This window comes from Clostridium sp. 1001271B_151109_B4 (genome assembly GCF_015670405.1).
GTDB lineage: Bacteria > Bacillota > Clostridia > Clostridiales > Clostridiaceae > Clostridium.
On sequence record NZ_JADPBQ010000008.1, the window covers coordinates 107,225 to 130,236 of the forward strand.

The 23,012-nt window shown below is 28.1% G+C and carries 18 protein-coding genes; 15 read left to right on the forward strand and 3 right to left on the reverse strand.

Going from position 1 to position 23,012, the window contains the following annotated elements; translation table 11 throughout:
* Positions 1–91: 91 nt before the first annotated feature.
* Positions 92–2,155 (reverse strand): hypothetical protein, encoded by a 2,064-nt coding sequence (locus tag I4V63_RS07535; RefSeq protein ID WP_196000685.1) that lies wholly within the window; start codon positions 2,153–2,155, stop codon positions 92–94.
* Positions 2,156–2,690: 535 nt separating this feature from the next.
* Between I4V63_RS07535 and I4V63_RS07540 the strand changes: the two genes are divergently transcribed.
* From I4V63_RS07540 to I4V63_RS07550, 3 genes are all read left to right on the forward strand, one after another.
* Positions 2,691–4,616, forward strand: a complete 1,926-nt coding sequence (locus tag I4V63_RS07540; protein WP_196000686.1) for an ABC transporter substrate binding protein — start codon at positions 2,691–2,693, stop codon at positions 4,614–4,616.
* A 158-nt stretch (positions 4,617–4,774) separates the two neighbouring features.
* The gene (locus tag I4V63_RS07545; protein WP_207746524.1) at positions 4,775–5,446 is read left to right on the forward strand and encodes an HAD family phosphatase; all 672 of its coding nucleotides are present in this window, start codon (positions 4,775–4,777) and stop codon (positions 5,444–5,446) included.
* A gap of 52 nt (positions 5,447–5,498) precedes the next feature.
* Positions 5,499–6,443, forward strand: coding sequence for a type II CAAX endopeptidase family protein (locus tag I4V63_RS07550; RefSeq protein WP_196000687.1), 945 nt, complete (start codon positions 5,499–5,501; stop codon positions 6,441–6,443).
* A gap of 60 nt (positions 6,444–6,503) precedes the next feature.
* Here the strand turns inward: I4V63_RS07550 and I4V63_RS07555 are convergent, their stop codons facing one another.
* Complete coding sequence (locus tag I4V63_RS07555; RefSeq protein WP_196000688.1) at positions 6,504–7,232, reverse strand: AraC family transcriptional regulator; 729 nt, start codon at positions 7,230–7,232, stop codon at positions 6,504–6,506.
* A 213-nt stretch (positions 7,233–7,445) separates the two neighbouring features.
* Here I4V63_RS07555 and I4V63_RS07560 point away from each other — a divergent pair, with 213 nt between their 5' ends.
* The 7 genes from I4V63_RS07560 (at position 7,446) to I4V63_RS07590 (ending at position 14,903) form a co-directional block, all read left to right on the forward strand.
* Complete coding sequence (locus I4V63_RS07560) at positions 7,446–9,473, forward strand: NEAT domain-containing protein (protein WP_196000689.1); 2,028 nt, start codon at positions 7,446–7,448, stop codon at positions 9,471–9,473.
* Between the two features lie 116 nt (positions 9,474–9,589).
* Positions 9,590–10,237, forward strand: a complete 648-nt coding sequence (locus tag I4V63_RS07565) for an NEAT domain-containing protein (RefSeq protein WP_196000690.1) — start codon at positions 9,590–9,592, stop codon at positions 10,235–10,237.
* 41 nt (positions 10,238–10,278) lie between these two features.
* The gene (gene isdE, locus I4V63_RS07570) at positions 10,279–11,169 is read left to right on the forward strand and encodes a heme ABC transporter substrate-binding protein IsdE (protein ID WP_196000691.1); all 891 of its coding nucleotides are present in this window, start codon (positions 10,279–10,281) and stop codon (positions 11,167–11,169) included.
* A gap of 2 nt (positions 11,170–11,171) precedes the next feature.
* Positions 11,172–12,164: an iron ABC transporter permease gene (locus I4V63_RS07575; RefSeq protein WP_196000692.1), complete on the forward strand. Its 993-nt coding sequence runs from the start codon at positions 11,172–11,174 to the stop codon at positions 12,162–12,164.
* Positions 12,164–12,934 (forward strand): ABC transporter ATP-binding protein, encoded by a 771-nt coding sequence (locus I4V63_RS07580; protein ID WP_196000693.1) that lies wholly within the window; start codon positions 12,164–12,166, stop codon positions 12,932–12,934. Before I4V63_RS07575 ends, I4V63_RS07580 begins: the two co-directional genes overlap by 1 nt.
* 22 nt (positions 12,935–12,956) lie before the next feature.
* Positions 12,957–13,679, forward strand: coding sequence for an FMN-binding protein (locus tag I4V63_RS07585; protein WP_196000694.1), 723 nt, complete (start codon positions 12,957–12,959; stop codon positions 13,677–13,679).
* 249 nt (positions 13,680–13,928) lie between these two features.
* Positions 13,929–14,903, forward strand: a complete 975-nt coding sequence (locus tag I4V63_RS07590; protein WP_196000695.1) for an FAD:protein FMN transferase — start codon at positions 13,929–13,931, stop codon at positions 14,901–14,903.
* Between the two features lie 148 nt (positions 14,904–15,051).
* Here I4V63_RS07590 and I4V63_RS07595 read toward each other — a convergent pair whose 3' ends face one another.
* Positions 15,052–15,231, reverse strand: a complete 180-nt coding sequence (locus tag I4V63_RS07595) for a hypothetical protein (protein ID WP_042400440.1) — start codon at positions 15,229–15,231, stop codon at positions 15,052–15,054.
* A 254-nt stretch (positions 15,232–15,485) separates the two neighbouring features.
* Here I4V63_RS07595 and I4V63_RS07600 point away from each other — a divergent pair, with 254 nt between their 5' ends.
* The 5 genes from I4V63_RS07600 to xdh all read left to right on the forward strand — a co-directional run bounded on the left by I4V63_RS07600 (position 15,486) and on the right by xdh (position 22,975).
* On the forward strand, positions 15,486–16,685 hold the full coding sequence (locus I4V63_RS07600; RefSeq protein ID WP_196000696.1) for a YgeY family selenium metabolism-linked hydrolase: 1,200 nt from the start codon (positions 15,486–15,488) through the stop codon (positions 16,683–16,685).
* Positions 16,686–16,701: 16 nt separating this feature from the next.
* A complete protein-coding gene (ygeW, locus tag I4V63_RS07605) occupies positions 16,702–17,895 on the forward strand; it encodes a knotted carbamoyltransferase YgeW (protein WP_196000697.1) in 1,194 nt (397 codons plus the stop codon).
* Between the two features lie 79 nt (positions 17,896–17,974).
* A complete protein-coding gene (gene arcC, locus I4V63_RS07610) occupies positions 17,975–18,931 on the forward strand; it encodes a carbamate kinase (RefSeq protein ID WP_196000698.1) in 957 nt (318 codons plus the stop codon).
* Positions 18,932–19,011: 80 nt separating this feature from the next.
* Entirely contained in the window at positions 19,012–20,346 is a 1,335-nt protein-coding gene (gene ssnA, locus I4V63_RS07615; RefSeq protein ID WP_196000699.1) for a putative aminohydrolase SsnA, read from the forward strand.
* A gap of 79 nt (positions 20,347–20,425) precedes the next feature.
* Positions 20,426–22,975 carry a selenium-dependent xanthine dehydrogenase gene (gene xdh, locus I4V63_RS07620; protein WP_196000700.1) on the forward strand — a complete coding sequence of 850 codons (2,550 nt, stop codon included), beginning with the start codon at positions 20,426–20,428 and terminating at the stop codon, positions 22,973–22,975.
* Positions 22,976–23,012: the final 37 nt, after the last annotated feature.

Genomic DNA, 23,012 nt, shown 5'->3' on the forward strand with positions numbered 1-23,012 from the left:
AAATAACAAATTAAGAGATTACAAAATAATAAAATGCAGCTATCCTAGATATGGAAGGATAGCTGCATTAATTATTTAAATAGAGATAATTTTACTGGTTCACGAGGCCATGCTTAAATTTAGTAATAAAATTTAATAGTGTATTTTTGGTTTTACTACTTAAAGATAAAGAGTACCTTTCAGGATTTTCGATGACACTTATAGGAATAATTACTTTTTTCTTACCTGATAATCTATCATTAATATTTTTTAAGTATATATTAACAAATTTTAAATTTGAATTAAGCTTGGCCAATTTTTTAAAATATTTTTTTGCATTTATTAAATTATTGGTATAGTAAAAGCTTATTGCATATTTAGTTAAAAAATCTTCATTGTCTAATAATAAACTACCAGCTGGAGTATTTACACTTTTATTTAAGTAAAAAAGTGCTTCTTTATAATTTTCAATTTTAGTTAATAATAAAGCCAAACTACATATAGAGTAATAATCATCATCCTTAAATGAAAGGGCGAGTTTATAGTATTTAATTGCTTCATCATATGAATTATTATTTAAATAGTATTGTCCATATATTTTATATAGTTCAAAATCACCATTAAATAAATTTAGAGCAGCATTTAAATATTCTTCAGCATTTTTAGAATCAGAGTAAACAGAATCATAGGCTAAAGAGCGTAACTCAATATATTCTTCTAAATTATATGACTCAATATATTTTAATGAATCGTAGCTTAATGATTCACTAAAATATAATTTGTTAAATAATATATCTATTCTTAAAGAAGGATAAATAGACAATAATTCGTTATGCCTTGATGTCCATTTAAAGTGAATGTTTAAGAAATCATAAATATTTTTAGGAATATTTTTATTAGTAGTTATAAATTTTATAGTTTCTTGTTCAAATAAATAAAATAATGATTCATCTGAAGCAATAGGTAATGCAAATAGCGCTTTCCAACTATCTTCGTTTATTCTTAGTGAAAAATCGTTATATATTTCTTTAAGTTTGTAATTAAAAGGATCTATATAATGATTAATATACTTCTTATATATTGGAGTAGATAAATTATCTGAAGTATCATCAGTAGAAATTTTATTTTTAATGCTTTCCAATTCAAATCTTATAGATAAATCCCAAGGACGTAAAGTAAGTAATAAATCATATAAATATTTGGCTTTTTGTAATTCATAAGAATAATGATAAGAATGGGCCAAATCTATAATTGCTTCCATATCAATTGAATTTCTAAGAAGTTTTATATAGCGTTCTAAATAAGAAATTGCACTTGAATATTGATTGTTTACAGTTAGTAAATGCCCGAATTTTGAGAGGCTATACAAATCATTACAGTTGATATTAATAGCTTCTCTAAAATAATTTAATGCCATAAGATTATCATTTTTATTTAAATAATAAGTTCCTATGATTTTCACTAAATCTAAATCCTTTGTGTAGATAGAATACGCAGCAAATAGGCATTCTTTTTCAGGATTTAAATTATTATTTTGTAATGATAAATATGATTTCTCTCTAAGTTCAAGATATTCATCAAGTTTTTCTGCGTTTATATCATCTAGGTAGTTATATGTTAATGGAAGAGGATTTTCTATGTAATTAATTAGAGAATCCACTAATTCTGATGAAAGTTTTGTTTTTAACTTGATCTTATTACTTGTCCATTTAAATTTAGAATCTAATAATTGATATACTTTATTAGGTAAATATTTATGTGAATTTAAATATTTAATAAGTTCTATATTTAAAGAATCAAAAGAAGACGAAGTTTCTAAAACTGCTGAAGTTAACAAATTAATCCAAGGCTCAAGTTTGAATCTAAGCAAAGGATTTGTATAGATTTCATCAACTTTAATAATAAACTTTTCAATGGTATCAATAGATTTACTATCCATAGATGAGTTGATTACTGCTGATAAAATATCATAATTAGAACTTCCTAATAAAGATAAGTTTAAATCACTAATTGATACTTTAGCTAAAGATAAAGCTTTATTATATGCTGATTTTAAAGTTTTAAAATCAATATTGTGATTATTAAAATTTTTAGAATTACTTAAGTTAGAATAAGCCTCTTTAATTTTATCGATATTTTTAGTAGGGGTTATACCTAATACTGTCCAACAACTCATAACTATAAATTATCCTCCTATTCATCAAATTTTTAAATTATTATGTAAATTATAGATAAGAAAAATTGGTGAAAAATATAAAAAATACTATATACATATTCTATAATAAATAGAAAATAATGTAAAAGTAAATAAAGACAAATATTTTTACATTATTTTCAAGAGTTCAATAAATAATATGAGGAGAATAGGAGAAATTGTGAAAAGGTGTAAAAATAAAAAAATAAAAAGTATAAATATTGAAAAATATAAAGAATTTAGGGAGAAAAAATATTAACGAAATTTATTAATATAATAAGTTTTTTTGATAAGTAAAGAGAAAAGTGACCAGTGTAATAATACTTCAATATAAGAAAAAATATATAAAATGTATATTATAAGAAATGGCGAGTGTAAAAAGTATATGGAAGAAATTTAAAATAATAAAAAATAAATTATTTAAATAATATTTAAAAATAATTTTTAATATGTACAAAAAAATAAAAAGTAGTAGTATAATTGTATTATATACATATTTAAGAAGATGGAGAATAAAATGGGAAAACTTAAGAGGGGAATTTATGTTGCAATAATTTTATTTACAATAGTAGTAACAATAATAGAATCTAAAACTTATGATGTTAGAGCAACTAATAATAAGTTAAATATATTATTTATTAGTTCTTATGATTTTAATTTTATTTCTTTTGATGATCAAATATCGGGAATAAAAGATGCATTAAATAATAATGTAAATTTAAGAATTGAATATTTAGATTCAGAGGTAATAAGGAATGAAAAAAGTATAGAGAACTTTTATAATGTAATTAAATATACTATTGAAAATTATGAAAATTTTGATGCGGTTATTACTGGGGATGATGAAGCTCTTCAATTTGCTTTAAAATATAGAGAGGATTTGTTTAAAGGAATTCCAATTTCATTTTTAGGCGTGGAAAAAGAGAGTTTATTAGAAAAAGCATTAGAATATTCCATGGTGTCTGGTGTTAGAGAGATGGAATCTATTTCAGAAAATTTAGAATTAATAAAGAATAATCATCCTAATGTAAATAATATAGTATTTGTTAATGATAGCGGTAATAATTTTTATCCAGATATAGTGAAAGAATATTCAAATTTTAATTTTAGTTCAATTATTACTGAAGATATTTCACAAGAAGAATTTCAAGATATAATATCAAAATTACAAGATGATACAGCTATAATATCTCTATATCCTGATGAATTTAAGGGTGAAAAAGTTTTAAGTTATTTGGAAGTAAATAAAATAATAAGTGAATACGCAAATGATGTACCTATTTATAATATTCTAGAATATGGTATCGGCACAGGTAGTATAGGAGGAAAGGTAGTTGACCATTATAAACAAGGTAAACTAGCAGGTCAAATAGTCATAAAATTATTGCAAGGAGAAGAGCCTTTAAGTATATTTATAGATGATGATAGTGCTAATAGTTATGTATTTGATTATAGTGTATTAAAGAAATATAATATTAGTAAAAAAAGTTTGCCTAAAAATTCAGTGATAATAAATGATCCAAGTGATATTATTAAGCAATATAAATTTGAAATATCACTAGTTATTGAATTTATTATTTTTTTAATATTTATTGTATGCATCTTAATTAAATATATATTTTCTAAAAGAAAATATGAAAAAAGGATATTAAAAGCTATGGAGGAGGCTGAAGAGGGTAATAAAATAAAATCTCATTTTATTGCCAATATAAGTCATGAGGTCAGAACCCCTGTTAATGTAATATTGTCTGCCGTTCAGCTATTAGAAGTAAATAAAACAACTGATCAGAATAAGTTAACTATAATAAAAAACAACTGTTTTAGATTAATAAGATTAATAAATAATGTCATAGATGTTAGAAAGGTTGAGTTAGAAGACGTAAAATTAAAGCTAGTACATATTAATATTGTAAATTTCATAGAATCATTGGTAAACTCTATTTTACCATATGCGGAACATAAGAATTTAAGTGTGATATTTGATACAAATGAAGAAGATATAATAATGAAAGTAGATGCTAACAAAATTGAAAGAACTATTTTAAATTTATTATCTAATGCAATTAAGTTTTCTAATGAAAATGGTATTATAAAAGTAAATTTAGAATTTACTGAAGAACTATTAAGAATTGTTATTGAGGATAATGGAATTGGGATAAATCCTGAAGATAAAGAAAGGATATTTGATAAATTTGTACAAGTTGATAAGAGTCTTACAAGAAATAATGAAGGATGTGGAATTGGATTAACTATTTCAAAATCCTTTGTAGAGCTACATAAGGGAGTAATTAAGGTTACTTCTGAAATAAATAAGGGAACGAAATTTATTGTAGAATTGCCAAAATTTGAGATGGATAAAGAAAGTGACCAACTCATTAAATTAAAGGAAAGTAAATTAAAAGAAGAAGCGGAAATTGAATTTTCTGATATATATATTTCTTAGTGAATAAAGTTGTAAAATATTAACCTACTCCAAGATATAGATAGGAGTAGGTTCTTTTCTGTTAGAATATATGTAAAATTAATTATGCTAATTTGTGGTATAATTAATAGAATTATAAGATCAAAGTATAGGATATAATTTTATGGAGGAAACGTTAGATGAAAATAAATATTAATAATATTAAAGCTATAATATTTGATATGGATGGAGTTATATTTGATACTGAATTGGTGTATTTAGAGATTTGGTCAAAAGTTTTTGAGAAATATGGATATAAGCTACAAAAGGAGGTTTATGCTGAGGTATTAGGAACAGGAAGGGAAAATGTAAAAAAAGTGTTTCTAAATAAGTATGGAAATGAGCTTCCAATAGATAAAATGTATAGGGAAAAGGATAAAGATTTAGAAAAAGCCGTAGATAAAGGTATTCCTTTAAAAGAAGGTGCTTATAAAATTTTATCTTATTTAAAGAATAATAATTACAAGATTGCATTAGCAACTTCGGCATCAAAGGAAAGAGCATTAAAGCAGTTGAGATATGCAGATATAGAAAAGTTTTTTGATATTATTGTATCAAGAGATGATGTAAAAGAGACTAAGCCTAATCCTGATATATTTTTAAAAGCAGCAAAAAAACTAAATGTTAATCCTAATGAATGTATAGTAATTGAAGATTCTGGGGCTGGTATTAAGGCGGCATTTAATGCTGGAATGATAGCAATTCATGTTGTTGATTTAAAAGAACCTGATAATGAAATAATAAGAGCCTGCTATAAAAGCTTTAATAATTTAAATGATATAAGAAAAGAAATTCAAATACTTAGGGGATAATAATTATAATAAGGCAATAATTTTATATAATTATAAAAAAGGGGGAATTAATATGCTATTTAAGAATAAGAGTAATGAGATAAGAAGTGGTTGGAAGATATTGTTGGTATTTCTATTAACATATGGGTTATCTTTTATTGTATCGATAATTCTAGGTATTGTTTTGGCGATAATAGAAAGTGTTATAGGTAATACAGAATATTTATTAACAGAAAATATAGATTCTATAGTAAATAGTGAATTAATATTCTTAGTTTCTGTAGTGTTAAGTAATGGTGTTAGTATAATTTCATGTATTATGGTGTGGAAATGGCTTGATAAAAAGAAAATAAGAGAAATGGGATTAACATCTATTAAAAGAGGTAGGAACGAGTTTTTAGTAGGTTTAGGGGTTGGTGCTATCACTATTAGTATAGTTGCAGTAGGAATTATATGTTTCGGAAATGTTGAATTTGTAAATCCAATAAATAAACCCAATATAAGTTTATCATTAATTTATGGGTTAATTTCATTTGTTTTTGTAGGTTTTGGTGAGGAGATATTATCTAGAGGATATATAATGAGTGTATTAAAGCAAACAAGGAGTAAGTGGGTTGTATTAGTGGGTCCTGCATTGATATTTGCAATGTTACATTTAGCTAATAATGGAATAAGTATTTTGGCATTTATTAATTTGTTTTTAGTTGGTTTATTGTTTGCTTATATGTTTATGAAATCTAAAAATATTTGGATGCCAATAGGATATCATATAACTTGGAATTATTTTCAAGGCTATATTTGGGGATTTGGAGTAAGTGGAAATGATGTTCAAGGATTATATAAAATTAAAAATATTAGTGATAATATAATAAATGGTGGTGCTTTTGGACCGGAAGGTGGATTAATGGTTACAATTATCATTTGTTTAACTTTTGGATTTGTATACTGGTATTATAAAGATGAAAACATAGATAATTTTATGGGGATTAAAATTAAGGAAATAATAGATTTGAAATAAAAGTAAAAACTAAAAAATTAACTACTTCCTAGACAGTAAATTAGGAGGTAGTTAATTTTTTTATTTTTTATTTTTTAAATATTCATCTCTGAATTCTAACGGAGTTTTTGAAGTAATTTTTTTAAACACTGTACTAAAATAACTTTGATTATTATAGCCAACAGATAATGAAACATCAAGCAAGGAGAGATTAGGATTTTTTAATAATTCCTTGCTTTTTTCAATTTTGTAATTATTTAAATAATTTATAAATGTGGAGCCGGTTTCTTTCTTAAAAACACTACAAAAGTAACATTTATTAATATTTAATTCATTACAGATATCATCTATTGAAATTTCATTACTATAATTTTTTTCGATATATTTAATAGCATGATTTACACATGGAGAATTATTGGTAGATGTTTTATCAACACAAATATGATTATCTATTATATAAGAATGCAATTTTATTATGTTATTTAACCATTCTTCAGTAAGTGTATTAATAGCATCAGAATTATTAGTATCCTCATTAATAGTATATGGGCCTAGCAATAGATGCATTTTATTATTATCATAATGATTAAATGTAATGCAAGTAAAGGCAATATCATTAGTAATATTTAATGAGAATGTATTAGAAGAATAATCGCTATTTTTTAGTTTTTCTATAGCTTTTGATATATATAATGAATTATTAACTTTTGAATCATGATTATAAGTAAAAACAGTTTCAAATTTATGATTTAAAACTAAGATAGGAACAGAAAGGCAATTAAAGAAACTAGTTAATATATTTGAAATCATTGAGATCGGTATCCTCCCCTTAAAAATTCTTTTTATTTTATAAAATATAAAAATATTGTTAAAAAATATATAAATATTGTTGAAACATTTTAGTGAAATATATGATATTATTTATAAGTAAATGAGAATCAATATCATTTATTATGAGATATAATTTATGATATGTCAATGAAGATAAATGAATTTTGAAATAAATTTAGGGGGATAAGATTTATGTTAAAGACGAAAATATGTAAATTATTAGCTGCGGTAATGGTAGCAACTACTGTATTAGGAGCAAATGTACAAGCTGTTGGGGCTACAGTGGTAGATGATACAATAGCAGTTACAGCATCAAAAGTTGAAAATGGAACTTATGTAGTACCAAATACTGCAATGAAAATAGATGGTTCTGGCGAAAGTACTATGAACAAGTTTATGGACAGAGAATCAGTTATAAAGGTTGATGGTGATAAAATTGAAGTAACTATGAAATTTAATGAACAAGGCTTAAGTGTTGTACAAGAAGTACATGGTGGTACTGTAAATGATGAAGCAGTAGAACTAATTAAAAATGATGATGGATCATTTACATTTGTAGTTCCATCAGTAGATTCAAAAATTAATATTGAATTAACATATGCAATGGGAACTTGGGTTCATACAACAAACTTCTACTTAGTAAATGATACAACATCAATTCCAACAGTTGATGATTCAGTAAATGGTGGAGGGAACATAGAAACTCCAGATAATAGTGGAGATAATGTAGGAAATGATGGTTCAGAAGACAATGGAAACATTGGGGGAGAAGAATCAAAGATTTTAGAAGATGGAAATTATACATTAAATAATGCTGTTAATAAACTTGGTACATCACAACAAAGTATGGCTAGACAATTTATAGAAGAAAAGACAGATGTTACTGTAAAAGATGGAAAAATTATTATGACATTAAGATATAAAGGTCTTGGATTAACAGCTATAAGAAATACGAATATAAAAGTTAACGGTGTTGCAACTGATTCTACTGTAAATGAAGATAAATCAGTATCATTTGAAGTTCCATCAATAGATGCAAAAGTTGAAGTTGAAATGGATATATATGTTCCAGACTTAATGACTGAAATACAATCAATAGATTTAGTAAATGATATGAATTCATTAGTAAAAGTTGATGATAATAATTCAGGAAGTGATTCAGAAAATAACGGTGGAAGTACAGAAAATCCAGGTAATGGAAATGGTGCTGGTACTGGGAATGATGGATCAAACAACGGTGGTTCAAATAATGGTGGATCAAACAATGGAACAACTGAAGAGCAAGGAACAAAGGTTTATACAGGAAAACTTGAAGTTACTCATGAAAGTGAAACTGGATTAAGCATGGCTAAAAAGTCATTAGAAGAAACATTAAAAGTTGAAGATGTAAATGGAAAGAAATATGTTACATTAACATTTACTCCTATGGGATCAACAATGATGAATAATCATACAATATATGTTAATGGAAATAAAGTAGATGCAACTAAAACAATGAACGGTGAAATCGTTAGTTTAAGATTCCAAGTTGGAAGCTTAGAAGATTCAATAAAAGTATCAGCTTATGTTCCTATGATGGGAAGTAATGTAGAATTTGGAGTTAACGTATTAGAAGATACATTAACATTAGTTACAAATGGGACAACTAATAATGGCGCAACTACTGGAGGAACAACAGGTGGTTCAACAACTAATAATGGTACAAACAATGGTACAAACGGAAATACAACAACTACTAAAGATGAAGTAAAAGTAACTAAGGGTAAATTATACTCTATTCAAAACAGTGTAACTCATGAAAGTGAAACTGGAAGATCAATGGCTAGAAAATACTTAAACTCTACTTCAAAAGTTGAAGAAATAGATGGTAAGTACTATGTTACTTTAACATTCACTGGAGCAGAATTTATGCAAAATCATGAGATTTATGTTAATGGTAAAAAGGCAACTATAACTAAAAATACAAGTGGAGACACTACTAATATTAGATTTGCAGTTTCAAGCTTAAGTGATAGTATAACAGTTAAAACTTATGTAGTTCCAATGGATAAAGAAGTTGAATTTGGTGTTACATTATTACAAGATACTTTAACATTCATTAAGGAATATACAGTAGATACATTACCACAAACAGGAGCACCAATTGGAGCAGGAGCTGTTGCAGGTTTAGGTTTAATTTTAACATCTGCAGGAACTGTTTTAGTAAAGAAAAGAAAGTAATCTAAGTTAATTTTAGTAGTATATGATATGAGGGGGTAAATAAAATAGTAAGACTATTTATTTGCCTCCTAATTTAGGTTTAATAATTAAGGAGTATAGATAAGGAGTATAGAAAAATGAAAATATTAAATAAATTTAAAGGGATTATAATGGCTGTAATGGCTTTAGGAATTTTCGTAACTATAGGAAGTAAGCGTGTATATGCAACTGAAACTGATATTGCAAGTGGTATATATGAAGTTGAAAATGATGTTTATCATGAATCAGAAACTGGTATGGCTATGTCAAGAACTTATCTTTTACCATCAATGAGTGTAGAGGTAACAAAAGAACATGTAATTTATACTATAGGTTTTTCAGGAAGTGATTATATGGAGAACTATAGAATGAAGGTTAATGGAGAAGAAGTTCCAGTTGAAATATTAGAAGAAAATAATGAAGAGGGAACTGTTAAGTTAAATGTTGAAGTTGATAAAGTAGATGCAGATATGTCAGCTATTATTTACGTTGGTCCAATGGAGAGAGATGTTGAGTTTAAGGTTATACCTAAGATGGAAACTTTAACTTTAGTAGAAGCAATTGAAGATGAAGTTGAGGAAATAATATCAGAAGATGTAAATGAAGAAGTTGAAATAGAAGAAGAAAATTTAGCAGTAGTAGCTGATAAAGAAGAAAGAAGCAACAATGCTATTTTAATTATAGCTGGTGTAGCTGTCGTAGCTGCAATTGGAGCAGTAGTAATTGTAAAAGCTAAAAAGAAATAATGAGTTATTCAAATGAAATATTTATAGGAAGGTTATAGGATATGAAATATAAAAGAATTATATCTATGATAGCTGCAGGGGTTATGACTTTAAGTTTTATGAGCTGTAGTTCTGATAATAGTGAAAATAAAAGTGTAGCAGTAGGTACTGGTGAAGAGGTAGTAGTAGCAACATCTGTTGCAGTAACAGAAATATTAGATGCGTTAGGTGTTAAGGTTTCAGGGGTTCCAAGTACATCTTATGAATTGCCTGAAAGTACTGAGGGAGCTGTTGAAATTGGAAATCCAATGAGCCCAGATTTAGAGATAATTAAATCATTAAATCCAACAGTAGTAGTATCAGTAGATACTTTAGGATCAGATTATATCAATTTATTTACAGAAAATAATATTCCGAGTGAATTTGTTTCATTAGAAAGCTTAAATGGGTTAAAAGAAGCAATAACTACTTTAGGAGAAAGATTTGATAAAAATGATGAAGCAGAATCTTTATTAAATCAAATAGAATCTAAAGAATCAGAAGTTATGGAAAAAGCAGAAACTTTAGAAAGTCCAGAGATTTTAATTTTATTTGCAGCACCTGGATCTACAATGATAGCAACAGGTAAATCATATATTGGAAGTTTAGTTGAACTTGTTGGAGGAAAAAATATTATTGAGGATAATAGTACATCATTCACTACTTATAATAAAGAAGATTTAGCAATGCTTAATCCAGATAAGATTTTAGTTATGGTACATGCACTTCCAGAAGAAACAAAAGCAGCATTAGAAGCTGAAATGGCAACTGATTCTGCATGGCAAAATATAAATGCTGTAAAAGAAGGAAATGTAGTTTACTTAGATAGTGAATATTTTGGAATGAGCGCAAATCTTAAAGTAATTGAAGGATTAGATATGTTAAGTGATATTGTTTATGGTATTGGAGAATAATTATGAGAGTTTCAGATAAAAAGTTTAAAATATCATTTATAATAATATCTTTATTAGTATTACTAGCAACAATATTAGTTTCATTAAAATTGGGTAGTGTTAACATAACATTTAAAGAACTTATAAGTGGATTATTTTCTGGGCAATCAGATGGGAATATAGGAATTATTAAAGACTTAAGAATGCCAAGAGTAATAATAGCTGTATTAGTTGGAGCTAATTTAGCAATAGCAGGGGTTTTATTACAATCGGTAATAAGGAATCCACTAGCAGATCCATATATAACAGGTATATCTTCAGGAGCATGTGTAGTTACAGTTTTCTTTATGGTATTTATACCAAGTGTAACTAACTTAAGACCTATATTTGGGTTCTTTGGAGGAGTAGTATGTTGTGTGATTATTTATTTTATGGCATATAAAAATGGGTTATCACCAATAAGAATTGTACTTGCAGGTGCAGCTTGTAATGCATTATTAAGTGGCCTTTCATCAATGATTACTGTTAGTGCAGGACTTGGAGCGAGCAATATTCAAAAATGGATGATGGGAAGCTTGGCTACAGTTAATTGGAGTAATGTAAAGATATTATTAGTTTATTCAGTTATAGGAATAATTGCAGCATTATTATTAAGTAAGGTATGTAATATATTAGCGCTTGGAAGTAAGAATGCGAGAAGTTTAGGATTCAATTCAGATTTATATATGATAATAGTTACTGCTGTAGCAGTATTCTTAGCAAGTATATCAACAGCAATTGCTGGGATTATATCTTTCGTTGGATTAGTTGTTCCTCATGTTTGTAGAATAATTATAGGATCAGACCATAAATACTTAATTCCATGTAGCGGAATAGTGGGAGGATTCTTAGTTTTATTTGCTGATACTGTTGGAAGAATGGCAATGAGACCTAATGAAATACCGGTTGGAGTAGTAACAGCTATATTTGGAGCACCATTTTTCTTATATCTTTTAAGAAGGAGTGACTTAAAATAATGATAAAAGCAAAGGATTTATACTTCTCTTATGATAAAGATAAGAGTTTTATTACTAAGTTAAATGTTGAAATAGAAAAAGGAAAAATAACAACTATATTAGGTCCTAATGGTAGTGGTAAATCTACTTTGTTAAGTATATTTGCGGGATTAAATAAGCCTACTTCTGGAGATGTAAGTATTAAAGGTAATTCTATAAAGTCATTAAAGCAAAAAGATTTGGCAAAAGAAATCGCCACAGTTCATCAGCAAAATACAGTTCCTAGTGATATTACGGTTAAAGAATTGGTGTCTTATGGCAGAATACCTCATAAAAAGTATTTCCAAGGAAATAATGAAAGTGATGATGAAATAATAGAATGGGCAATAAAAAGAACAGGCCTACAAAGTTTAAAAGAAAAAGCTGTTATGAGTATGTCGGGTGGAGAAAGACAAAGAGCTTTTATAGCAATGGCATTAGCGCAAAAAAGTGAAATTTTATTTTTAGATGAGCCTACAACATATTTAGATATTTATCATCAAGTTGAAATACTAGAACTTGTTAAAGAGTTAAATGAAGAAAGTAACTTAACTGTTGTTATGGTATTACATGATATTAATCAAGCTATAAAATATAGTGACAATGTTATAGTTATGAAATCAGGACAAGCAATAGCAAGTGGTAAGGCAAATGAGGTTATAAATATGAATTTACTTAATGATGTTTATAAAATTGGTGGTTTCATTAATGAAATGGAAGAAGAAACGGTATTTGTACCATTAAAATTATAATTAGAGTAAAGGAATGTATAATATGAAAAGTAAAAAAAATAAAATATTAGCCGCTACTGCTTGCGGTGTTATAGTAACTTCAATAGGAGCAAGTTTTTTATTCAATAAGCCTAATGAGGATAAAGCAGAGGATGTAAAAAAAGATATTGAAGAAATTGAGAATAACGAAACAGAAGAGCTTGCTGAAGAAATAGAAAATACTGAAGAAAATGTTGAAAATATAATTGAAGAAGATAACAATGAAGAGGAAGTAAATATAGCTATTAGTGAAAGTTCATCATCAAACAATAATACTGATAACAGCACTACAAGCAATGCTACAAACAATTCTAATACAGGAACTTCACAAAGTACTACAACTAATAATAGTACAAGTAATTCACAAGCAGGAAATACTATAGTTGAAGAAGTGAAAGATGAAGTAAGCAATAATGGTGGAGAGGCAAGTTCAACGACTAATGATAGTGTGGAAAGTACATCTAAATATAAGGATGGTACTTATTCAGGGTCAGCAACAGGATTTGCAGGAACATTACAAGTTAGTGTACAAATATCTAATGACGTAATAACAGGTATTACTGTTATTAGTCATAATGATACGCAAGGAATTTGTGACAGAGCAATAGAAGAAATACCAGGTAAAATAATATCAAGTCAAAGTACTAGCGTTGATGTAGTTTCAGGAGCAACATATACTAGTAAAGGAATAATAAATGCAGTAAATGATGCATTAAGTAAAGCTTAATTTAAGTAAGAGGTAAGAGATAAGAGGTAAGAGTTGAAATGATAAACTTTTACTTATTAACTATTACCTCTTACTTTACTATGTGGCATAATTATTTCACATATTAGAATTAATTTATAAGATAAATAATAAATTCTATAAATTTTGCATTAAGTAATTTTCAGTCTTTTAGAAGAACTGACACTAATAATAACATTAATTTATAAAATTATAGTTTATAGATAAAATATTAAGGAGAGTAATAGTTATATGAAATATTTTGTAGAGAAAGAAGATTTTATATTTAATACACGAGTATATCAAAAAATATGTTATGACAATAATGATATCAAAATAAATGAGATAGAAGAAATAGCTGAAAAGGCTACTAAATTAATGAGGCAATTTGAAGAAAAATTAAGTTTTTTTTATGAAAGTAGTGAAGTAAGTAGTATTAATAAAAATGCATCAAACGGCTTTATAAAAATTTCTAATGATACTTTTGAAATATTAAAAAAATCAATTTATTATTCTAAATTAACCAATGGTATATTTGATATAACTATTGCACCTTTAGTTAAAGCATGGGCAATAAATAGTGATAATCCTACAATTCTAAGCAAAGAAAAGATTGATAAATTAATTGATTTAGTTGATTATGAAGATGTTATTTTAAATGAAAATAATTTAACAGTAATGTTATTAAGAAAAAATCAAAAAATAGATTTAGGAGGAATAGCTAAAGGATATATTGCCGATAAAATAATTGATTTTTATAAAGAGAATAATATTGATTCGGCCATAATAAATATAGGTGGAAATATAAAAGTATTAGGGCAAAAGGATGAAAATAGTTTTTGGAGTATAGGTATATATGAGCCTAAAAAACATAGTGAAAAAATTATATGCTCAATTGAAGCAAAAGACAAGTCAATAGTTACATCTGGTGGATATGAAAGGGCATTTAGTTATAATGGAGAATTATACTGTCATATATTAAATCCTAAAACTGGTTATCCTATAAAATCAGATTTAAAATCAATTACGATAGTAAGTGATAAATCAATAGATGGAGATTCATTATCAACTCCTTTATTTATTATGGGTAAAAATAAGTCTTATGAGTTTATGAAGAAGCATAATATTAGTGGAGTAATGATTACAGATAAAGATGAAATAATAATTACTAAGGATTTATTAGAAGGATTTAAATTGTTTGAAGATTATAAGGTATTAGCCTTTTAATAAGTTTATAGTTTGATTATTTGGGAATAGAATAAAAGATAATGAATATAAATTCTTTTAAAATACCCATTAGAAAAAGAAAAAATAATATTTAAAAGGTATAAGAAAGCTAGTATATAGTTTTCTTATACCTTATTTTTATACAAGTTTATAAGTCATCAACATCTTGTTCTTCGCCATATCTTACAGTTCCTTCAGAACTAAAGCTATCATTAGGGTCTTTTTCTATAAAATATCCATCATTAGGTTCTTTAGAATTTTTAGCAAATTTAGTGCAAGATTTCATTTGAACATCTTTTAAATCAGATATATTTTTCATTTTACTCATAGAAATTACTCCTTTGATATTTAAAATATTAACATTAGTATAAGTAAATATTATTAAAATTAAACACAATTTTAAAATTTAATATAACATATGTCTAATTTTGATAAGTATTTTAACTTTACTTTAAGATTTTAAAATTCCATAAGATAAAAGATTCAGATAAAAAATAAAACTTCGTAATGTTAATGAATGTATATTGAAGACAATCTAAGCATAAGGAATTAGTAACTACTTTATTATATAAGGAGGATACTATGGATTTTAAAGAAATAAAATTAAAAGCTGAAAGCTATAAAAAGGATATGAGTAGATTTTTAAGGGATCTAATAGCTATACCTGGGGAAAGTTGTGGTGAAGAAGATGTTATAAAAAGAATATATAAGGAAATGGAAAAGTTAGAATTTGATAAGATCGTAATTGATGGAATGGGTAATATTTTAGGATATATGGGTAATGGAGAAAAATTGATAGGATTTGATGGCCATATTGATACAGTTGGATTAGGAGAATTGAGCAATTGGAAATTTGATCCTTATAAAGGGTATGAAAATGATGAAGAAATAGGTGGAAGAGGAGCTTCTGACCAACTAGGTGGAATTGTAGCAGCGACTTATGGAGCAAAAATTATGAAAGATTTAGGGCTTTTAAGTGATAAATATACTGTATTGGTAACAGGAACAGTTCAAGAAGAAGATTGTGATGGGTTATGCTGGCAGTATATTTATAATGAGGATAAGGTAAGACCAGAATTTGTAGTAATTACAGAACCAACAAATGGGAATATATATAGAGGGCAACGTGGACGAATGGAAATAAGAGTTGAGGTAAAGGGAATATCATGTCATGGTTCAGCACCTGAACGTGGAGAGAATGCTATTTATAAAATGTCGGATATACTTCAAGAAGTAAGGGTGTTAAATGATAATCTTCATTATGATGAATTTTTAGGTAAAGGAACAATAACTGTTTCAGAGATATTCTTTAGTTCACCTTCAAGATGTGCAGTGGCAGATATGTGTGCAATTTCATTAGATAGACGATTAACAGATGGTGAAACTTATGAAATGGCGTTAGAAGAGGTAAGAAATTTACCATTTGTAAAAAAATATAATGCTGAGGTAACAATGTATAAGTATAAGAGGCCAAGCTATACCAAAATTGTTTATCCAACGGATTGTTATTTTCCAACATGGGTAATTCCAGAAGAAGCACCTGTAACAAAAGCTGTAGTAAAGGCTTTTGAAGGATTGTATGGAACTCCGAAGATTGATAAATGGACATTTTCAACTAATGGAGTATCTATAATGGGTAGATTTGGTATACCTTGTATTGGATTTGGGCCAGGAAAGGAGGAAGAAGCACATGCTCCTAATGAAAAAACTTGGAAAGCTGATTTAGTTAAATGTGCAGCAGTTTATGCGGCAATACCAACTATTTATTGTAATAACAAATAATAAGGAGATATTGGAAATGGAATTGATGGAAACATTTATTAATAAATTAAATGAATTAAATTTTAAAGAGATGTATAATAACGATTTTCTGTTAACATGGGAAAAAACTGATGATGAGATAAAGGCTGTTTTCATAGTTGCAGAAGCTTTAAAAAGGTTAAGAGAAAATAATATATCTCCTAAGATTTTTGATAGTGGATTAGGAGTTTCACTTTTTAGGGATAATTCAACTAGGACAAGATTTAGTTTTGCTTCTGCCTGTAATTTACTAGGACTTAAAGTACAAGATTTAGATGAAGGAAAATCACAAATTGCTCATGGTGAAACAGTAAGAGAAACTGCTAATATGATCTCTTTCATGGCTGATGTAATAGGAATTCGTGATGATATGTATATAGGTAAAGGAAATACTTATATGAGGACTGTATCAGAAGCGGTTAGGGAGGGTTATAAAAGTGGGTGCCTAGAGCAAATACCAACTTTAGTTAATCTTCAATGTGATATAGACCATCCAACACAAGTTATGGCAGATACTCTTCATTTAATTAATGAATTTGGAGGAGTAGAGAATTTAAAAGGTAAAAAGGTTGCTATGACATGGGCATATTCACCATCATATGGTAAGCCTTTATCAGTACCACAAGGGGTAATTGGTTTAATGACTAGATTTGGGATGAATGTAGTATTAGCACATCCAGAAGGATATGAAGTAATGAGTAGTGTTGAAGAAATAGCTTATAAAAATGCTAAGGCTTCAGGTGGATCATTTACAAAAACTAATTCTATGAAGGAAGCATTTAAAGATGCAGATATAGTTTATCCAAAAAGCTGGGCACCTTATATAGCAATGGAAAAGCGTACAGATTTATATGAAAGAGGTGATAGTAATGGAATAAATGAACTAGAAAAAGAATTATTATCTCAAAATGCAAAACATAAGGATTGGCAATGTACTGAGGAATTAATGAAGACTACTAAGAATGGAAAAGCCATTTATCTTCATTGTTTACCAGCTGATATTAGTGGAGTAAGTTGTGAAAGTGGTGAGGTCGAAGCTTCAGTATTTGATAGATATAGGAATTCATTATATAAAGAAGCAAGTTATAAACCTTATATTATTGCTTCTATGATTTTTTTAAGTAAGATAAAAAATCCGCAAGAAGCATTAAGAATTTTAGAGAGAAGCGGAATAGAAAGATATTTGAAATAAAAATATCTTTTACTATAGAAAATATTAATTAGCAGAATAGATATATATATATTTTATGGATAGTAAAGGTGTGAATATAATGAAGAAAAGGATAGTTATTGCGCTAGGTGGAAATGCATTAGGTGATACATTAGAAGAGCAAATGATAGCAGTAAAATCAACAGCTAAGGCAATAGTTGACTTAATTGAAGAAGGGGATGAGGTAATTATATCTCATGGAAATGGTCCTCAAGTTGGGATGATTAATAGTGCAATGACTGAATTTCATAAAACAAATACAAAGTATTCTATATGTCCAATGTCAGTGTGCGTAGCAATGAGCCAAGGATATATAGGATATGATTTACAGAATGCAATAAGGGAAGAGTTATTAAATAGAAATATAAATAAAGGTGTAGCAACTATAATTACTCAAGTTGAGGTTGATGAAGGAGACAAAGCATTTGAAAATCCAACTAAGCCAATAGGAGCTTTTATGACTAAAAAAGAAGCAGATAGCATTGTAAAAGAGGGTAAGAAGATTATAGAGGATAGTGGTAGAGGATATAGAAGAGTTATAGCATCACCTAAGCCTATTGGAATAGTAGAAGTTGAAACGATAAAAGCGCTAATAGAAAATAATCAAGTTGTAATAGCGTGTGGAGGTGGAGGTATTCCTGTAATTTCTAAAGGCAATCATTTAAAAGGGGTTGGAGCTGTAGTTGATAAAGATTATGCAAGTGCGGTTTTAGCAAAAGAAATTAATGCTGATTGTCTAGTTATTCTAACAGCAGTAGAAAAAGTTGCAATAAATTTTGGAAAAAAGAATGAGCAATGGTTAAATGAAGTAAATGTTAATGAAATGAAGTTATTTCTTAAGAAAGGGTATTTTGCTCCAGGGTCTATGAAGCCTAAAGTAGAGGCTGCAATAGAATTTGTAGAATCAAGAAAAGATAGATATTCAATAATTACTTTATTGGAAAAGGCTAAAGAAGGAATTTTAGGTAAAACAGGAACTAGAATTGTTAATTTTAGTACAAAAGTAAAAGTTGATTAATAGAAGTGTAAAGAAATTATGATAAGTATGGGAAATAACTGAAAAATAAAGTGGAGTATGTAAAGAAGGTGGGTATAGGTATGATTTTAATTGGAAATGGAAGGGTTATTACGAATGATGAAAATGAAAGAATTATAGAAAATGGATGTATTGTTATTGATGGGAATACAATTAAAGAGGTTGGTGATACATCATTAATTAAATGTAAGTATGAAGATAATGAATATGAGTATATAGATGCAGAGGGTAAGATTATTATGCCGGGTATGATAAATACTCACCATCATATATATAGTGAATTTGCAAGAGGATTAGACTTTAAAAATGGCAAGCTACAGTCATTTACTGATATATTGAAAAATATTTGGTGGAAGATTGATAAGAAGTTAACATTGGAGGATTTAAGATACAGTGCATATACAGCATTTATTGAATGTATTAAAAATGGAGTTACAACAGTTTTTGATCATAATTCAAGCCCTATGAGTATAAGTGGAAGTTTACTTACGATTTCTAATGTTGCAGATGAATTAGGCATTAGAGGATGTTATTGTTATGAAGTTTCAGATAGAGATGGAAATAGAGCTTTAGATCTTGCCATTAAAGAAAATATTGATTTTATAAAGTATGCAGAAAAGAAACAAGATGATATGACTAAAGGCATGTTTGGAATGCATGCGGCTTTTACATTAAGTGATGGAACTTTAAATAAATGTGTTAAGGCCATGGAAGGTATTGATACAGGGTATCACATTCATGTTGCAGAAGGAAAAGAAGACTTAGAAAATAGTTTGAAATTATATAAAAAGAGAATAGTAAAAAGATTAAATGATTTTGGTATATTAGGAGAAAAGACTATTGCAGCCCATTGTTTATATATAGATGATGAAGAATTAGATATATTGAAAGATACTAAAACTATAGTTGTTAACAATCCAGAGTCTAATATGGCTAATGGAGTAGGTGTTGCAGCCATTAATAGTATGTTAGATAAGGATATAGTATTAGGAATTGGAACTGATGGATATACAAGTGATATTTTTGAGTCAATGAAGGTAGAAAATCTTATTAACAAATACCATTTTGGTGATTATAATATTGGATTTATGGAAACTAAACAAATGGCATTAAAAAATAATATTAAAATTGCTTCAAGATTTTTTGAGAAACCACTAGGGGTATTAAAGAAAGGATCATATGCAGATCTAATCATTGTAGATTATAAGCCATTTACTCCTATGAATAAGAATAATTATTTTGCACACGTATTGTTCGGAATTTCAGGAAAATCTGTTGATACAACTATAATTAATGGAAAAGTTGTTATGAAAGATAGGAAGATAGTTACTATTGATGAGGAAAAGATTTGTAGAGAATCAATCAATATTGCAGAAAAGCTTTGGAAGAGGATATAGGAGAAAAATAATGGAGGTAGTGATATGCAGAGCTAAGCATGTATATATTATGCTTGAGACTTGCTAATGGAATAAAAATATGGTTAGTTTTTTTCTAAATGGTCAACTTAAGTGGATAAGTGAAGAAGAAAAGTTAATAAAGTATTTAAGAGAAAAAGAGAACTTAGTTTCTGTAAAAAATGGATGTAATGAAGGGGCTTGTGGTGCATGCATGGTTCTAATTGATGGTAAGGCAACAAAATCATGCATTGTAAAGGGGAAGAAACTTCAAGGAAAAAATGTAATAACGATAGAAGGATTAAGTCAGAAGTATAGGAAAGTATTTGCATATGCTTTTACTAAAGTGGGAGCTGTTCAGTGTGGATTTTGTATACCAGGAATGGTTATAAGTGCAGTAGGATTATTGAATAAAACGTTAAATCCCTCATTAAATGATGTGAAGAAGGCACTTGTTGGAAATATATGCAGATGTACAGGATATAAAAAAATTGAAGAAGCAATATTAATGGCTGCGGAAATAATAAGAGAGAATAAAGAAATTCCATTAACTAAATGTAAAGGACTAATAGGGGATCCGTTGGGAAGAGTAGATGCTGAAAATAAGGTATTAGCATTAGATGGATACTGTGATGATTTAAAGGTTGAGGGAATGTTATATGGGGTAGCGCTTAGGCCTAAGTATCCTAGAATTCTAATAAAAAATATTGATTATAGCGAGGCTTTACAGATAAAAGGAGTAGTTGAAGTAGTAACAGCTAAAGATATACCAGGAAATAGATTTTGTGGGCATTTAAAAAAAGATTGGCCAGCATTAATTGATATAGGTGAGGAAACTAGATATATTGGTGATGCAATAGCGTTAATTGCAGCTGAAAGCGAGGAGATTGCAAGAAAAGCAATGGGGTTGATTAAAGTTAATTTTGAAAAATTGAAACCAATAACTTCGCCTAATGAAGCTTTAGAAAAAGATGCTCCAAAACTTCATAGTGACGGTAATGTTTTAGCAAGAGAGATTTTGAAAAGAGGAAATGTAGATGAAGCATTAAAAAAATCTAAATTTATTGTTAATAATAAATATTCTGTCCCTTTTACTGAGCATGCTTTTTTAGAACCGGAATCAGCACTTGCTATACCTACAGATAGAGAATTAATGGTTTATACAGGGACTCAATCTGTTTATGATGATTTAAGAGAAATTTCATCTTTGTTAGGAGTGGATATAGATAAAATTAGAGTTGTTTCAAAGTATGTTGGAGGCGGTTTTGGTGGTAAGGAGGATATGAGTTGTCAACATCATACAGCACTTCTTGCTTATTTAACCGGAAAACCAGTAAAAATGACTTTAACTAGGGCTGAAAGTATTAATGTTCATCCTAAGAGACATGCTATGGAAATGGAATTTACTACAGCTTGTGATGAAAATGGAATATTAACAGCCATGAAAGCAAAGATAATTGCAGATACTGGAGCTTATGCATCTTTAGGAGGACCAGTGTTACAAAGAGCGTGTACTCATGCTGCAGGACCATATAATTATCAAAATTCAGAAGTTGAAGGAATTGCAGTATATACTAATAATCCACCATCAGGTGCGTTTAGAGGATTTGGAGTTACTGAATCAGCATTTGCAATTGAATCTAATATAAATAAGCTTGCGGAATTAGTTGGTATATCTCCGTGGGAAATAAGATGGAGAAATGCAATAGAAGCGGGTCAGGAACTACCTAATGGGCAAATAGCAGATAATGATACTGCATTTAAAGATACTTTACTTGCTGTTAAAGATGAATATTATAAAAGTGAATTTGCTGGAATAGCTTGTGCATTTAAAAATTCCGGAATAGGTGTAGGGTTACCTGATATAGGAAGAACGCTTTTAGAAGTACAAAATGGAAAAATAATCATAAGAACGTCTGCAGCTTGTATGGGACAAGGAGTAGGAACAACAATGACTCAAATTGTTTGTGAGGTATTAAATATAGATGCAAATAGTGTAGTTTGGATACAGCCGGATACGAAAAGGACTCCTGACGCAGGAACATCAACAGCTTCAAGACAGACTTTATTTACAGGAGAAGCTACTAGAATAGCAGCATTAAAGTTAAAGGCAGCTATTAAAGGAAATAACTTAAATTCAGTTAATGGACAAGAATTTTATGGTGAGTATTATGGTAAAACTGATAAAATGGGAAGTGAAAAAAATAATCCTATAAGTCATGTTGCTTATGGATATGCAACACAAGTTGTAATTTTAAATAAAGATGGAAGTTTGAAAAAAGTTATTGCAGCTCATGATGTTGGAAAAGCAATTAACCCTTTGAATGTTGAAGGGCAGATTGAAGGAGGAGTTGTTATGGGACTTGGATATGCATTAACTGAAGATTATCCATTAAAGGATAGTATTCCAACTGCAAAGTTTGGAACTTTAGGGTTGTTCAGATCAACTATGGTTCCTGAAATAGTACCAATTATTGTTGAGAAGAGTAATTCGAAATTAGCTTATGGAGCAAAAGGGGTTGGCGAAATTACTTGTATTCCAACAGCTCCTGCAGTTCAAAATGCATATTATAAATTGGATGGAATCTTTAGAACTAAGTTACCGCTAAAAAACACCTTTTATAGAAAATAGGAGTGTTTAAGATAAAATTATACTTTGAAGGAAATAT

Coding starts and splice junctions, on each gene's coding strand:
- I4V63_RS07560 (WP_196000689.1), top strand. CDS start 7,446: ATGTTAAAGACGAAAATATGTAAATTATTAGCTGCGGTAATGGTAGCA.
- I4V63_RS07580 (WP_196000693.1), top strand. CDS start 12,164: ATGATAAAAGCAAAGGATTTATACTTCTCTTATGATAAAGATAAGAGT.
- ssnA (WP_196000699.1), top strand. CDS start 19,012: ATGATTTTAATTGGAAATGGAAGGGTTATTACGAATGATGAAAATGAA.
- I4V63_RS07540 (WP_196000686.1), top strand. CDS start 2,691: ATGGGAAAACTTAAGAGGGGAATTTATGTTGCAATAATTTTATTTACA.
- I4V63_RS07595 (WP_042400440.1), bottom strand. CDS start 15,231: ATGAGTAAAATGAAAAATATATCTGATTTAAAAGATGTTCAAATGAAA.
- I4V63_RS07575 (WP_196000692.1), top strand. CDS start 11,172: ATGAGAGTTTCAGATAAAAAGTTTAAAATATCATTTATAATAATATCT.
- I4V63_RS07565 (WP_196000690.1), top strand. CDS start 9,590: ATGAAAATATTAAATAAATTTAAAGGGATTATAATGGCTGTAATGGCT.
- arcC (WP_196000698.1), top strand. CDS start 17,975: ATGAAGAAAAGGATAGTTATTGCGCTAGGTGGAAATGCATTAGGTGAT.
- I4V63_RS07555 (WP_196000688.1), bottom strand. CDS start 7,232: ATGATTTCAAATATATTAACTAGTTTCTTTAATTGCCTTTCTGTTCCT.
- I4V63_RS07590 (WP_196000695.1), top strand. CDS start 13,929: ATGAAATATTTTGTAGAGAAAGAAGATTTTATATTTAATACACGAGTA.
- I4V63_RS07545 (WP_207746524.1), top strand. CDS start 4,775: ATGAAAATAAATATTAATAATATTAAAGCTATAATATTTGATATGGAT.
- ygeW (WP_196000697.1), top strand. CDS start 16,702: ATGGAATTGATGGAAACATTTATTAATAAATTAAATGAATTAAATTTT.
- I4V63_RS07535 (WP_196000685.1), bottom strand. CDS start 2,155: ATGAGTTGTTGGACAGTATTAGGTATAACCCCTACTAAAAATATCGAT.
- I4V63_RS07600 (WP_196000696.1), top strand. CDS start 15,486: ATGGATTTTAAAGAAATAAAATTAAAAGCTGAAAGCTATAAAAAGGAT.
- I4V63_RS07585 (WP_196000694.1), top strand. CDS start 12,957: ATGAAAAGTAAAAAAAATAAAATATTAGCCGCTACTGCTTGCGGTGTT.
- isdE (WP_196000691.1), top strand. CDS start 10,279: ATGAAATATAAAAGAATTATATCTATGATAGCTGCAGGGGTTATGACT.
- xdh (WP_196000700.1), top strand. CDS start 20,426: ATGGTTAGTTTTTTTCTAAATGGTCAACTTAAGTGGATAAGTGAAGAA.
- I4V63_RS07550 (WP_196000687.1), top strand. CDS start 5,499: ATGCTATTTAAGAATAAGAGTAATGAGATAAGAAGTGGTTGGAAGATA.